We start from the raw sequence: 1,587 nt of genomic DNA on the forward strand, positions 1-1,587 counted from the left end.
CCGGATCGGCCGCGACCGCCTCCAACACCGCCACCAGACGACCCGCCAACGACTCCACCGTCACCCGGTCGAACAGATCCACCGCGTACTCGACACTGCCCTCCAACCCCGACTCCCCCTCCGCGAGGGTGAAGGAGAGGTCGAACTTGGCGGTGTCCAGGCGGACCGGCTGGGGGGTCACCTCGACGCCGGGCAGGGCGAGCTGGTCGGAGGGGATGTTCTGGAGCTGGAAGGAGACCTGGAAGAGGGGGTGGCGGGCCATGGAGCGCTCGGGGTCGAGGGCGTCGACCAGGCGCTCGAAGGGCACGTCCTGGTTGGCGTAGGCCGCCAGGTCCGTCTCCCGGACCCGGTCCAGCAGTTCCCGGAAGGTGGGATCGCCCGAGAGGTCCGTACGCAGCACCAGGGTGTTGACGAAGAAGCCCACGAGCTCGTCGAGGGACTCGTCGGTACGGCCGGCGACCGGGGAGCCGAGCGGGATGTCGGTCCCCGCACCGAGCCGGTGCAGCAGCGTCGCCAGCGCCGCCTGGACGACCATGAACAGGCTCGTGCCCGAGGTACGGGCCAGCGCGTCCAGGCGGGTGCGCAGGGCGGCCGGGACGGTGAAGGCGAGGGTCTCGCCGCGGTAGCTCAGCCGGGCCGGGCGGGGCCGGTCCGTCGGGAGCGCCAGCTCCTCGGGCAGGCCCGCCAGGGCCGCACGCCAGTGGTCGACCTGGCGGGACAGCTCGCTCGCCGGGTCGTCCTCGTCACCGAGGACCTCGCGCTGCCACAGGGTGTAGTCGGCGTACTGGACCGGCAGCGGGGTGAACTCCGGTGCGCGGCCGTCCAGCCGGGCCGCGTAGGCCTGGCCGAGGTCACGGGCCAGCGGGGCCAGGGACCAGCCGTCGCCGGCGATGTGGTGCACGACCACCAGCAGGACGTGGTCGTCCTCGGCGAGGGTGAGCAGGTGCGCGCGCAGGGGGATCTCACGGGTGATGTCGAAGCCCTCGCCCGCGGCGCGGGCGAGCTCCTCGTCCAGGGCCGGCGCGGACACGGTGGCGCGGTGCAGCAGGGGGCGCGAGGCCGGGTCGGCCGGGGCCAGGACGAGCTGGCGGGGGCGGCCGTCGGTGTCGGGGAAGACGGTGCGCAGGGCCTCGTGGCGCGCGGTGAGGTCGGCGAGGGCCGCCTCCAGGGCCGAGGCGTCTACGCGGCCGCGCAGCCGCAGCGACAGGCCGAGGTTGTAGGTGCCGCTGGGGCCGTCGAAGTGGCTGAGGAACCACATCCGGCGCTGGGCGTGGGAGAGCGGGACCTCCTCTGGTCGGTCCTGGGGCACGAGGGCCTGGCGGGCGGTGGCCGCCCCGTCCAGGGCGGCGGCGAGGGCCGCGACCGTGGGGGTCTCGAACAGGGCGCGGACGGTGAGTTCGGCGCCGGCTTCGGTACGGATGCGGCTGATGAGCCGGGTGGCGAGCAGCGAGTGGCCGCCGAGGTCGAAGAAGCTGTCGTCGGCGCTGACGGAGTCGAGGTCGAGGACCTCGGCGAAGAGGGCGGCGAGCAGGACCTCACGGGGGGTGGCGGGGGCGCGGCCGGCCGACAGGACGGCGAAGTCCGGGG

General features: G+C 74.5%; 1 protein-coding gene. It reads right to left on the minus strand.

Annotation, left to right across the window (positions count from 1 at the left end; genetic code table 11):
• A partial coding sequence (locus EF918_RS35530) for a condensation domain-containing protein (protein WP_260611006.1) occupies positions 1 to 1,587 on the minus strand: 1,587 nt, incomplete at both ends.

Origin of the sequence: Streptomyces sp. WAC06614 (assembly GCF_003949795.1) — a bacterium.
GTDB lineage: Bacteria > Actinomycetota > Actinomycetes > Streptomycetales > Streptomycetaceae > Streptomyces.